Genomic DNA, 16,183 nt, shown 5'->3' with positions numbered 1-16,183 from the left:
ATAACGCGATTACCAGTGGAAATCTTTGGCGTTGGTTTTATCGATAAGCTTCACATCAACAGGGATCTCCTTAGGAATATTCGCACCCCAATGTTTCGCCAGGGCAATGCCTAAGCCAATACGCAGCTGATCGCGTGGGAACTGAGCGGCGGTAGCAATAAACGGCGTATTACCTTTAGCAATTTCAGCGACTGCTTCCGGGGAACCATCAACGCTCACCAGCTTCACATCGCGTCCTGATGCCTGAATCGCCGCCAGAGCGCCGAGTGAGCCAACATCATTCACGCTAAAAATACCGTTGAGCGTCGGGTTGGATTGCAGCATATTTTCCGTCACGCTCATGGAGGTATCGCGCTCTTGTTTACCATTCAGTTTGGTAATCACTTTAATATTGGGATGCTTTTTCATCGCATCTTCAAAGCCGCGCACGCGCTCCAGAATAGGCACTACCGGAATCCCGTCGAGAATCGCTACGTTGCCTTTATCACCCAGCGCTTTGGCTAAGTGTTCACCGGCAATAAAGCCTGCATCATAGTTTTTTGAGCCGACAAAAGAATCTATCGGGCCATTAGCCTGAGCATCTATCGCCACCACCACCACGCCAGCTTTTTTAGCGGCCAGCACGGCGGTTTCCGCACCGACGCTATCAGCCGGGTTAATCAGCAAAATATCTATTTTCTTTTGCAGCATATCCTCAACATCGCTAATCTGCTTGGAGACATCATGCGCCGCATCCGCTGTATAGACGGTGGCGTTAATATCTTTTGCCGACTGCTCAAGCGACTCTTTCATGGTGACGAAATATTCGTTATTCAATTCCTGGAACGACATGCCGATAGTTAGCGGCTTAGCATTAACGCAGGCGACCATACTCATCGCCAGAAGTCCTGAGAGTAATGCTTTCGTATTCAATTTTACAGGCATTCAATATCTCCTTTTTGAGTTATGCGCTAAAGGATAAAGATTATCCTTTAGCGTTTTCATGGTACGAATGTTGCCTGATAGCCTGAGCAATAAATTAATGACCGGTAGACTTCACCAGACCACCGATATTTACCCCAGTTATCACCATGATACAAATCCAGTATTTATTTAGCCGCCATTCATTTCAAAGCGGATGATAATTAAAATAAATGGCGCTATTTAAGAATTACGTTTTTATGGCTTAATAACGACCTTGATAGAATCGAGCGATTTTGCCATTTCAAACGCCGCTTTCCACTCATCGATAGAATAGAAATGAGTGACGACGCCTTTTGCAGTCAGCAGGCCGCGCTCAAAGAGATCGATGGCGATTTCATAGCTGTACGGGCCAAGATGCGCACCGCGAATATCCAGCTCTTTGCGGTCGCCAATGATCGACCAGTCGGCGGTGGTTTCTTTACCAAACACGCTGAACTCGACAAAACGACCTAGCTTACGAATCATCTCCAGTCCCTGAGTAACGCCAATCGGCGCGCCGGTAGCTTCAATGTAGACGTCGCAACCGTAGCCTTCAGTCATGGCTTTAACAATGGCAATGGCGTCTTCTTTGGCCGCATTGATAACCACATCCGCCCCAAACTCTTTCGCCAGCGCCAGACGGTCTTCCATGGTGTCGATCACCACCAGCTTTTTCGGCGTTTTCAGATGAGCGACCTGCACCATACACAGCCCCAGCGGCCCGGCGCCGGCGATAACAACCACATCATCCAGTTCGATATCTCCGCGGCGTACCGTGTGGATTGCGCAGGCCATAGGTTCGATCAGCGCAGCATCTTCTTCACTCAATGATTCAGGAATTTTATGAATAATCGCGCGTTCGGAGAAACGCATATATTCAGCCATACCACCATCGGCGACATCTTTCTGGAAGCCGTAAATATCATGGGTTTCGCACATCCAGTATTTGCCGGTTTTACAGAAACGACATTCATGACAAGGTACAATCTGCTCCGCCAGAATACGGTCGCCAATTTTTAATTTATATTTTTCTGCCGAGCCGGGGCCTAATTCAGCAACCCGGCCATAGAATTCATGTCCTGGCACCACTGGCGTTTTCACCCACGGATTATCGCCCCAAAACATCGGTGCGCCGTCCTGGGCTTTGCAATCACCAGCACATATTCCACAGCCATCAACTTTTATAACCACTTCTTTTTCTTGTGCTACCGGGCGCGTAATCTTTTCAAAGCGATAATCCTGGGGACCATGGCACACAACAGCTTTCATATCTTCAGGTAATTGTTCCATCGTAAACCTCATTTTCGGATAAGTAATGAAGATGGATAGTATTGCTGACGCAATTATCCTCCACCTGGCACAAGAGTCGTGAGATGATGATGCAAATATATTATTACGTAGAGAGTTTAACTGGTCTCTACGATTTCAAGGCATTCCTGACGATAGATATCTTTTGGTAGCTTATTAGTAATAAGAACATCAATATCTGCCAGGTCGCATATTTTATATAATGAATAGCGCTCAAACTTACTGCTATCGACCATCAGGATTTTTTGGTCGGCCACTTTCAGCATTTCTTGTTTCAGACGCACGTTGACTTCATTGCTATCTTTGATTTCCAGGCCTGAATCAAGGCCCTGGCAAGAAAAGAACAGTTTATTGACCTTAAAGTTATTAATAATAAATTCAGCTACTGGCCCATGAAAATCGCCGTGTCTTTCAGAATACTCGCCACCCACGCTGACAATTCTTATTTTCTTTCGGCAGGCCAATGTCTGAATAATATTTAATGAATTGGTAATTACCGTCAGTTCGATATCGGGCAACTGCCGTGCTAAAAACCAGCATGAACTACTATTATCCATAATAATGCATTCATGCTCATGAATGTACTGTAATGCGCTTTTGGCAATGCGCATTTTTCGCTCTGGTTGCTCTTTTGTTCGCTTAATAAATGCTTCAGCTTTATCGACAAAATTCCCATTATTTGTGGGATTATCCACATCTAAAAATGATGCATTATTTTCTGAAATCATCGCACCGCCAAAGCTGCGAACTATTTTTTTATTTTTCGCCAGCGAGGTTAAATCTCGGCGAATGGTTTCTGGAGATACGCCAAATATCTGTGAGAGCTCATTAACTCTGGCACATCCTTTTTCTACGACATATTCCAAGATTAATGAATGACGTTTCACTTGTAACATAGACGTTCTCAAGAAAGCATTCAGGATTTAATGACATAAATATAACAAAATTGTCCATATCAGTAAGTGATATAAATCATACAAAATCAAAACAAGTTTTTAGCTTTTTTTAGTTTGAAGCTGATCATATATATCAAGTAACTTTCATTTTGAATGAGATAAATTTGTGATTAAAATCGCAGAATTAGCCGTCATTGTTCGTTTGCTTTAGCAGCATATTCACTAAAACGGGCAAACCCGGTCAAAGCAATAATACCCGTTTATGCCCGATTCAGTCAGCGTAATGCCCGGCAAGGCTGTGCCGTCTTGATAACACGTAACGTCAAACTTTGCGACATCGCCAAAGGGTGACGACTTTTGCCGCCTCTGAAACCAGCAGGAACCCAATATAAAACGCGCTCCCCTTAAACTCCATCTCGCGCAGCATCCAGAACACCAGCGAAAGCGAAGGTAGCATGAAGATCAGACGCAACGGCGTCTGCGCATACGCCAGCCACAGCGCATAGCGACTGTGTCGCCAGAAGAGAATCATCGAGACGGGAATAGTGACAATCAATATGGCATTAAGCGGATATAGCCAGGCTGCCGCGGAACCGTAGCTTTGCACAAGCTGTAGATAAGCGAGGATATCGCTGTAGAAAGGCACTCGCTGATGGTAGACATTCCAGACAATAAACTGGAGGAGATAGAACAGATCCATCCCACCCCAGAACCAAAAAACGTTTTTTCGTTCCAGTTTCATCGCTATCCCTGCGAAAAAATCAGGCCCTGAAAAGGGCCTGATTATCATGATGTCAATTACGCATTTTTCAGCACTTCGCTGACAATCTCCACCGCTTCTTTCTCAATCTGCTGACGATGTTCAGCGCCGAGGAAGCTTTCGCAGTAGATTTTATAGGCGTCTTCGGTTCCTGACGGACGCGCGGCGAACCAGCCGTTGTCGGTCATCACCTTCAGGCCGCCAATCGCCGCCCCGTTACCCGGCGCCGCGGTCAGACGCGCGGTAATCGGGTCGCCCGCCAGGGTGCTGGCGCTGACCATTTCCGGAGAGAGCTTAGACAGCGCCGCTTTCTGGGCAGAAGTCGCGGAGGCCTGCAGACGGTTGTAGCTCGGCGCGCCAAAGCGCTCTGCCAGCTCGTCGTAGTGCTGCTGCGGGTTTTTCCCGGTGACCGCGGTGATTTCCGCCGCCAGCAGGCACATGATGATGCCGTCTTTGTCGGTAGACCACGGGGTGCCGTCAAAGCGCAGGAACGAAGCCCCCGCGCTCTCTTCACCGCCGAAGCCGAAGCTGCCGTCAAACAGACCATCAACAAACCACTTAAAGCCGACCGGCACTTCCACCAGCTTACGGCCGAGGTCGTTAACCACACGGTCAATCATCGCCGAGGAGACCAGGGTTTTACCCACAGCGACATCTTTGCCCCACTGCGGGCGATGCTGGAACAGGTAGTTAATCGCCACCGCCAGATAGTGGTTCGGGTTCATCAACCCGGCCGGCGTGACGATACCGTGACGGTCGTAATCCGGGTCATTCGCGAAGGCCAGGTCAAATTTGTCGCGCAGCGCCAGCAGGCCCGCCATCGCGCACTCGGAGGAACAGTCCATACGGATTGCGCCGTCTTTATCGAGATGCATAAAGCGGAAGGTCTGATCGACGTGGTCGTTGACGATGGTCAGATTGAGGTTGTAATGCTCAGCGATACGCTTCCAGTATTCGATACCGGAGCCGCCCAGCGGGTCGACGCCGAGGGTCAATCCGGCTTTCTGGATCGCCGCCATATCGACGATATCCGCCAGCCCTTCAATAAACGGCTGCACCAGATCCTGTTCTTTAACGTGGCCGGAGGCCAGCGCCGCGTCAAGAGAAATACGCTTGACGCCCTGCAGACCGGCAGCCAGCAGTTCATTGGCGCGATTTTCGACAACCTTGGTCACGTTGGTATCAGCCGGGCCGCCGTTTGGCGGATTGTACTTGATACCACCGTCTTCCGGCGGGTTGTGGGACGGCGTGATCACAATACCGTCAGCCAGCGGACCGCCCTTTTTGTTATGCACCAGAATCGCATTAGAAATCGCCGGCGTCGGGGTGAAACCGTTGTTTTCCTGAACGATGACGTCAACGCCGTTCGCCGCCAGCACTTCCAGTACGGAAATGAAGGCCGGTTCGGAGAGTGCATGAGTGTCCTTCCCGACGTAGCATGGGCCGGTGATCCCGTTCTTCGCGCGGTCTTCCGCAATTGCCTGAGCAATCGCCAGAATATGCTGCTCGTTGAAGTTGTGGCGCGCCGCGCTGCCGCGGTGACCGGAGGTGCCAAACTTCACCGCATGTTCCGCGTTGCCGACTTCCGGCTTCAGCACATAGTACTGGGCAGTCAGCTGGGCGACGTTAATCAAATCACTCTGTTGCGCAGGTTGACCCGCGCGCTTATCGATTGCCATTGCCTGATCCTTCTGGTGCAAAAGTTAATTAACTAGATCGTACCGCAAACCTTTTCGATCAATTCCGCAGGGAACTGCATAGACTGCATGATATGTTCGATCATGCTGCATTTGCGACCGGTATTGGTATTTGTAATGACCCACCACGGCGTGCCCGGAACCTGCTTAGGTTTCGTCTGATTACCGTTTTTCTGCAGCGTGCGCTCATCCTCAGCGAAATAAACGCGAGTGCGGCCGTGGAGGGACTCGGTCGCCTCCGCGAACGCTTTGCTGTCTAAGGAGTAGAGGGTAGTCAGAACCAGCATGAAACGGTTTACCGCGCGCTTTTGATCAGCGTACTCATCAGATAACAGCAGCTCACGCATCGCGCGGACTTTATCCTTCAGAGGATTAGCGGGCTTCACTTCAGCGACAGGCGTTGGCGCAGGGGCCGGAGCGGCTTTCGCTACCGGTGCGACAGGCTGGGAAACGGCGGAAAACTTCAACATACGCCGTAAAATGTCGGATGCGCTCTCGCCAATATGCTTGGTGTGGCTGGCAATATAGCTATAGAGTTCATCATCAACTTCAATTGTTTTCATCTTAATCCAGTGCGATATCTTTTTCTGAATACAAGTTGTCGGGATTATAGGGTCAAATCCCAACCGCGGATAGCGTCAAACCAGGATGGCGGTAAAACTCGGAAATCTTCCGGGTCTTGCAGCCGGATGGCAGAATGTCCAACATAATACCCTAACCCGACGGAGCGAAAAAAAGAACTTTGCCATGAAATTAAATAGCCGAGCGCAATCTGCACAGAATCCGCACAATAATCCCCCTATCGTCCTGGTCCACGGCCTTTTTGGCAGCCTGGATAACCTTGGGATCCTCGCCCGCGATCTGGTTCACGATCGCGATATTTTACAGGTCGACATGCGAAACCACGGTCTTTCGCCGCGCTCGCCGGAAATGACCTATTCCGCGATGGCCCAGGATCTGCTTGATACTCTCAATGAATCACAGATTGAAAAAGCTACCTTTATTGGTCACTCAATGGGCGGAAAGGCGGTGATGGCGCTGAGCGCGCTGGCGCCGGAGCGCATCGCGGGCCTGGTCGCCATTGATATCGCCCCGGTGGATTATCACGTTCGCCGTCATGATGAAATCTTCGCCGCCATCAACGCCGTCACCGACGCGGGCGCCGCAACGCGTCAACAGGCGGCGGCAGTCATGCGCCAGCACCTTAACGAAGAGGGCGTGATTCAGTTTCTGCTGAAGTCTTTCGTGGACGGCCAGTGGCGGTTTAACGTACCGGTGCTGTGGGAGCAGTACGATAATATCGTCGGCTGGCAAGCCGTCCCGGCCTGGCCGCATCCGGCGCTGTTTATCCCCGGCGGTAACTCCCCCTACGTCACCGACGCATACCGTGATGCACTATTGGCTCAGTTTCCCCAGGCGCGCGCGCACGTTATCGCCGGCGCCGGTCACTGGGTGCATGCCGAAAAACCGGAGGCCGTGATCCGCGCAATTCGCCGTTATTTAACCTCGATCGCCGCCTGACTGGCTAAAATCTGCCCGACCGCGCGGCTTAATGCCCGCGGTCGTTGGCGCAGCCCGTCGCCTGATGTATTATGGCGCGCTGTCTGCATCGGCTATGCCCGATAGCTTGTTTCCCCCGAAGTCACTCTGAATCATGGCAAAAGAACAAACGGACCGTACGACATTAGATTTGTTCGCAACCGAGCGTCGGCCGGGTAGACCGAAAACCAATCCGCTTTCGCGCGATGAACAGCTGCGCATCAACAAACGCAATCAGCTTAAACGCGATAAGAGTCGCGGTCTTAAGCGCGTGGAGCTAAAGCTGAATGCCGATGCGGTCGATGCGCTTAATGAGCTGGCGGAAGCCCGTAATATGAACCGCAGCGATCTTATCGAAGAGATGCTGATGAGCCAGCTGGCGGCCCTGCGCGGCCAGGATAAAGCCTAAAACCCGCAAAAAATAAGCTTTCATGTAGCAGAGTGTGCAGTTGGGCGTGATTGCTGTTTCCGCGCCCTTCTCTGTTCTGCTATCATTGCCCCTATCTGCGGGCATTACGCCACTACCACATCATTAAGTTTCAAGAGGTTATTTTACTCATGGCAATCATCGGCATCTTTTTTGGCAGCGACACCGGCAACACCGAAAATATTGCAAAAATGATCCAAAAGCAGCTTGGTAAAGATGTTGCTGATGTTCACGACATTGCCAAAAGCAGCAAAGAGGATCTGGAAGGTCACGATATCCTGCTGCTCGGCATTCCGACCTGGTACTACGGCGAAGCCCAGTGCGACTGGGACGATTTCTTCCCGACGCTGGAAGAGATCGATTTCAACGGCAAACTGGTCGCGCTGTTTGGCTGTGGCGATCAGGAAGACTATGCTGAATACTTCTGCGATGCGCTGGGTACCATCCGCGACATCATCGAACCGCGCGGCGCAACTATCGTTGGCCACTGGCCGACCGCGGGCTACCATTTTGAAGCGTCTAAAGGCCTGGCCGATGACGATCACTTTGTTGGCCTGGCCATTGACGAAGACCGTCAGCCAGAATTGACTAACGAACGCGTGGAAAAATGGGTAAAACAGATTTCTGAAGAGCTGCACCTTGAAGAAATCAAGAATGCCTGAGTCTAAACGGCGAAATCATCAGATTTCGCCGAATTGATAGATAAAAGCAATCAAAGTTATAGCTACAAGTTTTTAACTTTTAATCACATATCTGTACAATGTCCTCTGATTTAACGGGGTCGCGTGAAGCACTTTGTAGCGAGTGCCTCGTTTTTGACAGCATACAAGGCCCGATGCTTGCAGTTTTCATTTCACCATGGCAGTTCTATAATGAGACGCATTACATCGGGTGATTCTCTGTATTACTTCCGCTGATGGAAGTAGATCGTTTAGCAACAGGACAGATTCCGCATGACTGACAACAATACCGCATTAAAGAAAGCTGGCCTGAAAGTGACGCTTCCGAGATTAAAAATCCTGGAAGTGCTGCAAGGACCGGATAACCATCATGTCAGTGCGGAAGACTTATACAAACGCCTGATTGATATGGGTGAAGAGATTGGCCTGGCCACCGTCTACCGCGTACTGAACCAGTTCGACGACGCCGGTATCGTCACCCGTCATAATTTTGAAGGCGGTAAATCCGTTTTTGAACTGACGCAGCAGCATCATCACGATCACCTGATTTGCCTCGACTGCGGCAAAGTGATCGAATTTAGCGATGATTCCATCGAAGCGCGCCAGCGTGAAATTGCCGCAAGGCACGGTATTCGTCTGACCAACCACAGCCTGTACCTGTACGGACACTGTGCGGAAGGCGACTGCCGCGAAGATGAACATGCCCACGACGCGGCAGAGAAATAATCACTGCATCGTATACCGCCAAAAGCCAACCTGAAGGTTGGCTTTTTTTTGCCCGGAATTTGCCGCCTCTTTCTCTCGCGCTGCAATACGTTTACTGTCAGTGCATCCTGAGGTGTACGGAGAGTCGACATGGAGCTTCGCCAGCTACGCTATTATGTGCGCATTATTGAAACCGGCAGTATGGGCCGCGCCGCGCTTGACCTGAATATCGGCGTCTCCGCGCTGAGCCAACAGATGGCGCGCCTGGAGAACGAACTCGCCATCCGTCTGCTGCAGCGGACATCGCGCGGCGTAATGCCGACCAGCGCTGGTCTCGCCTTCTACTCCCAGGCGCAGCTGGCGCTGCGCCACGCCGACGATGCGGTTCTCGCCGCGCGCGAGGCGCGCCTTTCCGGCCACGTCAGCGTCGGTATGGCCCCCAGCACCGCCTCTGTACTGGGGGTACCTTTTATTCACGCGATGCGCGAAAGCTATGCCGACGTCCGCCTGCATTTGGTCGAGAGCCTCTCCGGTAATCTGGAACGCATGATCAACACCCGCCAGCTTGATTTAGCTATCGTGTTCCAGAAGGAGAAGCTTGCGCGCTGGAGCGCCAGGCCGATTCTCGAAGAGCGTCTGTTTCTGATTGGCACCCATGACGTGCTGGCCCCCCTTCCCGAAGCGAGCATCTCGCCTGGCCAACTGGCCGCTATCCCGCTGATAATGCCAAGCCTGGGGCATGGCCTGCGCGGCAGGCTGGAGGCGATCTGCCAGGAGCACGCCCTGAGCGTCGATGTGGTGGCTGAAATCGACGGTCTGGCCCTGCTGATGCGCGCCGTCCGCGACGGACTGGGCGCCACGCTGCAGCCGGGGGCGGCGATTTCCCATCTCGACGGCGAGTCCCTGAGAGTGATCGGCGTCGAGAATCCGATACTCAGTCGGCCAAACTTTCTCGTCAGCCTTTCCGATGATGAACTGACCCCAGCGGGCCTTGCCGCGCGGGTGATACTGGCGAAAGTCATGCGTCAGCTCGTGGAGTCAGGCCGCTGGCCCGGCGCCAGCCTTTACGCGCACTAAACCCCCCTTTAGCAATACGCCATAGCGTCCTTACGGCCAAAACGAATACATTTCCATTACAAATTTAACAATCAAGCAAAGCGTAATGGAGCCAAAAATGGTGGATGTACTGGTGATTGGCGGCGGCAATGCCGCGCTATGCGCCGCATTAACCGCCCGGGAAGCCGGCGCGTCCGTGCTGCTGCTGGAGGCTGCGCCGCGGGAATGGCGAGGCGGAAACTCTCAGCACACGCGGAATCTTCGCTGTATGCACGATGCTCCGCAGGATGTTTTAATCGACAGCTATCCGGAAGAAGAGTACTGGCAGGACCTGCTGCGCGTCACCGAGGGCAACACCAACGAAGCGCTGGCGCGGCTGGTGATCCGCACTTCAGCGCAATGCCGGGACTGGATGCGCCAGCACGGGGTTAACTTTCAGCCGCCGCTCTCCGGCGCCCTGCACGTTGCCCGCACCAACGCCTTTTTTATGGGCGGCGGTAAAGCCCTGGTCAACGCCTATTACCGCAGCGCGGAGCAGATGGGCGTTAAGATCCGCTACAACACGCCGGTACAGGCGCTCGAATTAGATAACGGCGAATTCGTCGCCGCGCTGGCGGGCGAAGAAAGGATCGTCGCCAAAACCTGCGTCCTCGCCGCCGGCGGGTTTGAATCTAACCGCGAGTGGCTGCGTGAAGCATGGGGACAGAACGATCGTGGTGAATGGCCAGCCGATAACTTTCTCATCCGCGGCACCCGCTTCAACCAGGGCGTGCTGCTCAAGTTTATGATTGACGCCGGGGCTGACATCATCGGCGATCCTTCACAATCCCACTGCGTCGCCATTGACGCCAGGGCGCCGCTCTACGATGGCGGGATCTGTACGCGCGTGGACTGCGTGTCGCTGGGGGTGGTCGTCAACCGTGACGCCAGGCGCTTTTATGACGAAGGGGAAGATTTCTGGCCCAAACGTTATGCCATCTGGGGCAGACTGGTCGCCCACCAGCCGGGGCAAATCGGCTACTCAATTATCGACAGCAAAGCGATCGGCCACTTTATGCCGCCCGTTTTCCCCGGCGCCCAGGCCAATACCATCGAAGAATTAGCTCGCCAGCTGGGGCTGGACGCGGAACGCCTGGCGCAAACCATCGCCCGCTACAACGCCGCCTGCGCGCCCGGCCAGTTCGATCATACCCGCCTTGATAACTGCGCGACATCCGGCCTGACGCCGCCGAAAACCCACTGGGCGCGGCCCATCGATACGCCGCCCTACTACGGCTATGCCCTACGACCGGGGATCACCTTCACCTACCTCGGGCTGTACGTCAATGAACACGCCGCCGTCCATTTTGCGGGCAAGCCCAGCCGAAGCCTGTTCGTTGCCGGTGAAATGATGGCCGGCAACGTGCTGGGCAAAGGCTATACCGCCGGCGTGGGCATGTCGATCGGGACGACATTCGGCCGCATTGCCGGCCAACAAGCCGCCAGGGCGGCACTGCAGGAGAGACACCATGAAGTCGCTTGAAAAGCTAATCATTGACGCGCAAATCATCACCCAGCCGGAAGCGGAGGTCGAACGGGTGATGCAGGTCTGTAACGCCTGCCGCTATTGCGAAGGGTTTTGCGCCGTGTTTCCGGCCATGACCCAACGCCTGGCTTTTGGTAAAGCGGATATAAACTACCTGGCCAACCTGTGCCATAACTGCGGTGCCTGCCTGCATGCCTGCCAGTACGCGCCGCCGCATGAGTTTGCCATTAATGTCCCGAAGGCGATGGCGGAAGTGCGGCTGGAAACCTATCAACATTATGCCCAGCCCGCGGCTTTCGGCAGCCTGTATCGTCGGGCCGGCGTGACCACGGCGCTGGCGCTGGTCGGTGGGTTGATCCTCTTTCTGCTGCTGGCGATGGGGCTCAAAGGCTCCCTGCTACATCCGCCGCTGGCCGGCGATTTCTACCAGATTTTTCCCCATAACCTGCTGGCGTGGATGTTTGGTTCGGTCTTCGTACTGGCCATGGGCTTACTGATGGCCGGCGTGATCCGTTTCTGGCGCGAGATCTCCCCGGGGCATCCCCACGCCGTTGATATCGCCGAAGCCTCGCATAACGCGCTGACCTTAAAATATCTCGACGGCGGCCACGGTAAGGGCTGCAACGAGGCTGATGACGCGTTTACCCTGATGCGCCGTCGTTTCCATCATCTTACCTTTTATGGTTTTCTGCTCTGTTTCGCTGCCACCCTGGTGGCCACGGGCTATCACTATTTTGCCGGATGGGAAGCTCCCTACCCGTTCTTCAGCGCACCGGTTCTGCTGGGCACGCTTGGCGGAATCGGCCTGCTGGTGGGCCCGGCAGGCCTGCTATGGCTGAACCTTCGTCGTTCGCCGCTGCACGGAGACCCGCGGCAAAAACCGATGGATCGCGCCTTTATCCTGCTGCTGCTGCTGACCAGCTTCACCGGCCTCGCCCTGCTGGCGGGACGGGACACCTCGTGGATGGGCATTCTGCTTGCCATTCATCTCGGCGTGGTGATGGCGCTGTTTTTAACCCTTCCTTACGGAAAATTCGCCCACGGATTTTATCGCTGTGCGGCGTTACTCAAGTGGGCGATTGAGAAACGGCGCGGAAAACAGGCGGCAGTCGCAGGCGACTAGCCCCCCTCTTACCTCTATAAAAACAAGATAAAGACAATGGAGAGCAAACCCTATGACGCAACCCTCATCGCGCGCCGGTACCATTGGCGCCATCCTCCGCGTGACCAGCGGTAATTTTCTCGAACAGTTCGACTTTTTTCTGTTTGGTTTTTACGCCACCTACATCGCCAGAACGTTCTTTCCGGCGGAAAGCGAGTTTGCGGCGTTAATGCTCACCTTCGCCGTCTTTGGTTCGGGCTTCCTGATGCGCCCTATCGGCGCGATAGTGTTGGGGGCCTATATCGACAGAATCGGCCGCCGTAAAGGGCTGATGGTGACGCTGGCGATTATGGGCTGCGGGACGCTTCTGATAGCGCTGGTGCCCGGCTATCAGACTATCGGCATTCTCGCCCCCATCCTGGTGGTTGTCGGGCGGCTGTTGCAGGGTTTCTCGGCGGGCGTCGAGCTCGGCGGCGTGTCGGTCTATTTATCGGAAATCGCCACGCCGGGGAACAAGGGATTCTATACCAGCTGGCAATCCGCCAGCCAGCAGGTGGCTATCGTTGTGGCGGCGCTGATTGGCTACGCGCTGAATGAAACGCTCGGCCACGATCAGATCGCCGAATGGGGCTGGCGCATTCCCTTCTTTATTGGCTGTATGATTATTCCGCTGATTTTTGTGCTGCGGCGTTCGTTACAGGAAACCGAAGCCTTCCTGCAGCGTAAACATCGTCCTGATACCCGGGAGATCCTGAGCACAATTGTCAAAAACTGGCGCATCATCTCGGCGGGCACCTTGCTGGTGGCAATGACCACGACAACTTTTTACTTCATTACCGTCTATACCCCGACCTACGGCAGAGCCGTGCTGCACCTGAGCGCCCGCGACAGTCTGCTGGTGACCATGCTGGTCGGCATCTCCAACTTTATCTGGTTACCGATCGGCGGGGCAATTTCTGACAAAATAGGCCGTCGACCGGTGCTGATGGGCATTACCCTGCTGGCGCTGCTCACTACCTGGCCGGTAATGCACTGGCTCACCGCCGCGCCGGATTTCACCCGCATGACGCTGGTCCTGCTCTGGTTCTCGTTCTTCTTTGGTATGTATAACGGCGCGATGGTGGCCGCGCTGACGGAAGTGATGCCGGTCTACGTCCGCACCGTCGGCTTTTCACTGGCCTTTAGCCTCGCCACCGCGATCTTCGGCGGCCTGACGCCAGCAATTTCCACCGCGCTGGTAGAGATAACGGGCGATAAAAGCTCGCCGGGCTGGTGGCTGATGTGCGCCGCGCTATGCGGCCTGGCCGCTACCGCAATGCTCTTCGTACGCCTGAGCCGCGGCTACCGGCCGGCAGAAATACCCCGCTAAAATAGCAACGGGCGGAGTTTTCGCTCCGCCCGTTTGCTTGCCGCCGTCTGGCTTAACGCGGTGTATTATTGCTGCGGATCTCTTTCCAGATCTGGTCGCAGCGCGCCTCTACAGCCTGATCGTTCCCGGTTTTGCGCGCCTGGATGCACTGCTGATAATCCAGAACCCGCACGCTTTCCTGGGTCGCGAACTGCTGATGCTGTTTCTCCTGTTTCAGCACGTTCAGTACGCTCTGACAGGCTTCCACTTTATCCGGATTGCCCTCAGCGCTATTGATGCAGGCGCTGTAGGCATCTTTTAACTTTGAGTCTTCCTTAGGCGCTGGCGACTGGGTACAGGCAACCAGACCTGCTGCCATAATGGCGACAAGCATTAACTTTTTCATCATGAACCTCGGGAAATTGCGGCGGGTTTTCCCCGCCGCAGTGGCATCAGAAAATGGTGAACGGAGCGATAACCATGAACTTCACGTCGCGCTCATCCTGGAAGATGTTGCCGTAACCGCCGCTCCAGCTTGGGATATCGGAGTGGTTGTCGTATTGCGTAAAGTGGAGTTTGAACAGCGTGCCCTTCGCGCGTCCTTCCTGAACGGTGTACATGGCATCCAGGCTATAAGCGGACTCTTCCAGACGTTTATCCGGGTTGTAGTACGCATCAGGTGAGGACATTCTCCCCGGCTTCGCATCCCAGGCATAAACGTAGGATGCGCCGAAGGCCCAGCCCGGCATGTTCCAGTTCTTCATGTCATACATCGCGCCGAAGAACACCGCTTTTTCACCGTTGGCGTTGAAGTCCGAACGGTTATCCCACCAGATATCCAGTCGCCCGTTAGACGATGCATAGGTAGGCGTCATACGCTGCAGGAAGTAGCCCTGCTGGCCATCAGCTTTAACCCAGGTGCCTTCCAGACGCAGATCCAGAACGTCGGCAACCTTATAGCCAAAGGTCAAGGCCTGCAGCCACGCGGTGCCGTCATAGATATCGTTAGCCCCGCCGTTGCTGACTTTATCGCGGGTGCCGTAGAACTGATAGCTGGTGGTTAACGGCGTGCCGGCGACATCAAACTTATAGCTGGCCTTGGCAAAATACTGGTCGATGTAACCCTGTGCCTGGCCAAACGCCGCTTCCAGTACAAGGTCGTTTTTAAAATCATATTTGGCGCCGAGAGAGTGGAGATAATCCACCTTGGTTTTCTTGTCGTTCTGATAGAACTCATCCATCTCAATGTGCCACGGCGCTTTATATTCGTTTGTCCACATATAGGAGAAACTCAGCGCGCCCGCATCACCGTAGTCAAAGTTCGCGCCAGCTTCCGCGCCCTGGTAAGTACCGGGCATAAAGCTCCAGTGCGGCGCCAGCAGCGTTTGGCCGGTTGGCTGAATATAGCCCGCGCGCGCCCATGCCGGACCAAATTTAAATTTCGCGGCTGCTTTATACAGGCTGATCCCGCTCTTATCGCCGGAATAGTCTTCATCGTAGCCTTTATTACGCGAGGAGAAAGCGATTTCGTTCGGGTGACCGCTCTCGCTGCTTTCACCCATTTCGATGGCGGTAAAGGCAGCGACGTCAATACCGAACATGTCGGCGGCATAGCCGGACTGGAAGTCGAGGTTGGCGTTCCAGGTGGAGTGCGACAGGTTAGTTTTATATTTATCGCCGTCGGTCACATCTTTACGGTCGCGTTCACGCTGCCAGTAATAGATGCCGCCGGTTAACGTTGAATCATCAATGAACCCTTCTGCTTTTGCATCCGGCACCATTGCAAATCCTGACAGGGCTGTGACACCGGCAATAGCCAGCGCCAGCGTACTACGTTTGCCACTAAACGTACGCATATGCATATCCTCTTTGACGTTTTAAAGTGCGGTCACCAAAGGGCAACACGCAAAAAATAAAATAAAACTGCTAAAAAAGTGGTGCGCTAAAAATTCGCATAACCACTGGGTATAGACTATTTTTCGTGACGCGAATTATCAATCTCTTTCGCCGACCAAAGATGAAGATTATGACAAAGCGCACATAATTTATGTCTTTATGTTTCAGTCTTAGACATCACACATTTAGCGTGGAAGTGCTTGCAAAAACAGAGAAAATCAATAGAAATGAAAGTGATCACCTGATTTCAGGGGATATGCCGGAAGGATTAAAAATAACGCTTATTACAATCTGTAAACAAG

16 protein-coding genes are annotated in these 16,183 nt (G+C 53.6%); 8 read left to right on the top strand and 8 right to left on the bottom strand.

The window, feature by feature from the left end; genetic code table 11:
• Positions 1-9 precede the first annotated feature (9 nt).
• The 6 genes from KOSB73_RS10965 to seqA all read right to left on the bottom strand — a co-directional run bounded on the left by KOSB73_RS10965 (position 10) and on the right by seqA (position 6,166).
• Positions 10-876, bottom strand: coding sequence for an ABC transporter substrate-binding protein (locus KOSB73_RS10965; protein ID WP_014228426.1), 867 nt, complete (start codon positions 874-876; stop codon positions 10-12).
• Between the two features lie 282 nt (positions 877-1,158).
• A complete protein-coding gene (locus KOSB73_RS10960; RefSeq protein WP_049086594.1) occupies positions 1,159-2,232 on the bottom strand; it encodes a zinc-binding dehydrogenase in 1,074 nt (357 codons plus the stop codon).
• Between the two features lie 116 nt (positions 2,233-2,348).
• The gene (locus KOSB73_RS10955) at positions 2,349-3,146 is read right to left on the bottom strand and encodes a DeoR/GlpR family DNA-binding transcription regulator (protein WP_049086595.1); all 798 of its coding nucleotides are present in this window, start codon (positions 3,144-3,146) and stop codon (positions 2,349-2,351) included.
• 322 nt (positions 3,147-3,468) lie between these two features.
• On the bottom strand, positions 3,469-3,888 hold the full coding sequence (locus KOSB73_RS10950; RefSeq protein WP_098140508.1) for an arginine:ornithine antiporter: 420 nt from the start codon (positions 3,886-3,888) through the stop codon (positions 3,469-3,471).
• 56 nt (positions 3,889-3,944) lie between these two features.
• A complete protein-coding gene (pgm, locus tag KOSB73_RS10945; protein WP_024358792.1) occupies positions 3,945-5,585 on the bottom strand; it encodes a phosphoglucomutase (alpha-D-glucose-1,6-bisphosphate-dependent) in 1,641 nt (546 codons plus the stop codon).
• Positions 5,586-5,617: 32 nt separating this feature from the next.
• Positions 5,618-6,166 carry a replication initiation negative regulator SeqA gene (gene seqA / locus KOSB73_RS10940; protein ID WP_004132642.1) on the bottom strand — a complete coding sequence of 183 codons (549 nt, stop codon included), beginning with the start codon at positions 6,164-6,166 and terminating at the stop codon, positions 5,618-5,620.
• A gap of 184 nt (positions 6,167-6,350) precedes the next feature.
• Here seqA and ybfF point away from each other — a divergent pair, with 184 nt between their 5' ends.
• The 8 genes from ybfF (at position 6,351) to tcuC (ending at position 14,006) form a co-directional block, all read left to right on the top strand.
• A complete protein-coding gene (gene ybfF / locus KOSB73_RS10935; RefSeq protein WP_049086768.1) occupies positions 6,351-7,124 on the top strand; it encodes an esterase in 774 nt (257 codons plus the stop codon).
• 133 nt (positions 7,125-7,257) lie between these two features.
• Complete coding sequence (ybfE, locus tag KOSB73_RS10930; RefSeq protein WP_004130480.1) at positions 7,258-7,551, top strand: LexA regulated protein; 294 nt, start codon at positions 7,258-7,260, stop codon at positions 7,549-7,551.
• 149 nt (positions 7,552-7,700) lie between these two features.
• Positions 7,701-8,231, top strand: a complete 531-nt coding sequence (gene fldA, locus KOSB73_RS10925; RefSeq protein WP_004130478.1) for a flavodoxin FldA — start codon at positions 7,701-7,703, stop codon at positions 8,229-8,231.
• 291 nt (positions 8,232-8,522) lie between these two features.
• The gene (gene fur, locus KOSB73_RS10920; protein ID WP_004130476.1) at positions 8,523-8,975 is read left to right on the top strand and encodes a ferric iron uptake transcriptional regulator; all 453 of its coding nucleotides are present in this window, start codon (positions 8,523-8,525) and stop codon (positions 8,973-8,975) included.
• Positions 8,976-9,104: 129 nt separating this feature from the next.
• Positions 9,105-10,031, top strand: a complete 927-nt coding sequence (gene tcuR, locus KOSB73_RS10915) for a tricarballylate utilization LysR family transcriptional regulator TcuR (RefSeq protein WP_004134132.1) — start codon at positions 9,105-9,107, stop codon at positions 10,029-10,031.
• Positions 10,032-10,128: 97 nt separating this feature from the next.
• Positions 10,129-11,532: an FAD-dependent tricarballylate dehydrogenase TcuA gene (gene tcuA, locus KOSB73_RS10910; RefSeq protein ID WP_098140507.1), complete on the top strand. Its 1,404-nt coding sequence runs from the start codon at positions 10,129-10,131 to the stop codon at positions 11,530-11,532.
• Complete coding sequence (tcuB, locus tag KOSB73_RS10905; RefSeq protein ID WP_082237430.1) at positions 11,519-12,658, top strand: tricarballylate utilization 4Fe-4S protein TcuB; 1,140 nt, start codon at positions 11,519-11,521, stop codon at positions 12,656-12,658. The genes tcuA and tcuB overlap by 14 nt, the downstream gene beginning before the upstream one ends.
• Before the next feature lie 52 nt (positions 12,659-12,710).
• A complete protein-coding gene (tcuC, locus tag KOSB73_RS10900) occupies positions 12,711-14,006 on the top strand; it encodes an MFS transporter (RefSeq protein ID WP_024358797.1) in 1,296 nt (431 codons plus the stop codon).
• A 52-nt stretch (positions 14,007-14,058) separates the two neighbouring features.
• On the opposite strand, the gene KOSB73_RS10895 is transcribed toward tcuC, so the two are convergent.
• Both KOSB73_RS10895 and chiP read right to left on the bottom strand, forming a co-directional pair.
• Positions 14,059-14,391: a ChiQ/YbfN family lipoprotein gene (locus tag KOSB73_RS10895; protein ID WP_004134140.1), complete on the bottom strand. Its 333-nt coding sequence runs from the start codon at positions 14,389-14,391 to the stop codon at positions 14,059-14,061.
• A 46-nt stretch (positions 14,392-14,437) separates the two neighbouring features.
• Positions 14,438-15,841 (bottom strand): chitoporin ChiP, encoded by a 1,404-nt coding sequence (gene chiP / locus KOSB73_RS10890; protein ID WP_024358798.1) that lies wholly within the window; start codon positions 15,839-15,841, stop codon positions 14,438-14,440.
• Positions 15,842-16,183 lie beyond the last annotated feature (342 nt).

The sequence above is a fragment of the Klebsiella grimontii genome, from assembly GCF_900200035.1.
Taxonomy (GTDB): domain Bacteria; phylum Pseudomonadota; class Gammaproteobacteria; order Enterobacterales; family Enterobacteriaceae; genus Klebsiella; species Klebsiella grimontii.
The sequence above is the reverse complement of the archived record's forward strand: the minus strand, read 5'-3'. Positions and strand labels throughout refer to the sequence as shown.